At 46.7% G+C, this 518-nt stretch carries 1 tRNA gene; it reads right to left on the reverse strand.

The window, feature by feature from the left end:
- Positions 1 to 192: 192 nt before the first annotated feature.
- Positions 193 to 268 (reverse strand) — tRNA-Glu (locus J9892_RS22640).
- Between the last annotated feature and the right edge of the window lie 250 nt (positions 269 to 518).

A 518-nucleotide genomic window follows, 5' to 3' on the forward strand; every position in this document is an offset into this window, starting at 1 on the left:
GTACAACAAGGACCAAATAAAATTTGGTTTTCGCCAAGAAGTTTCCAAAGCACTTGTAACAAATGTTTGAGAACTACTTTTTAAATCAGCTTTCCAGATTGTTAAAGAGCATGTTTGCAACGGCGCAAGGCCGAAGAAAACAGAGTTAAGAATCAGTTCTTAACTCTGCATTCTTGTTAGCAAGAAGAGAAGTGGCGTCCCCTAGGGGATTCGAACCCCTGTTACCGCCGTGAAAGGGCGGTGTCCTAGGCCTCTAGACGAAGGGGACCCCGAGTCTGCTTTGCAGTGCTTGCGCACTGAGACAACAGGTAGCAGTAAACTGCTATTCACATCCCGTTATCCGGCAGAAGAGGTTTTCTCTCATCCATCCCGAAGGCTGGACAACAGAAGCTGATGCATCACTGCACCAGGTCTTTGCTCTAACTACTTTGAATCAAGGCAATCTGTGTGAACACTCAACAACTTCGTCATCATTAAGGTAAGGAGGTGATCCAACCCCAGGTTCCCCTAGGGTTACC

The organism is Aeromonas sp. Prich7-2 (genome assembly GCF_017939255.1).
GTDB lineage: Bacteria > Pseudomonadota > Gammaproteobacteria > Enterobacterales > Aeromonadaceae > Aeromonas > Aeromonas caviae.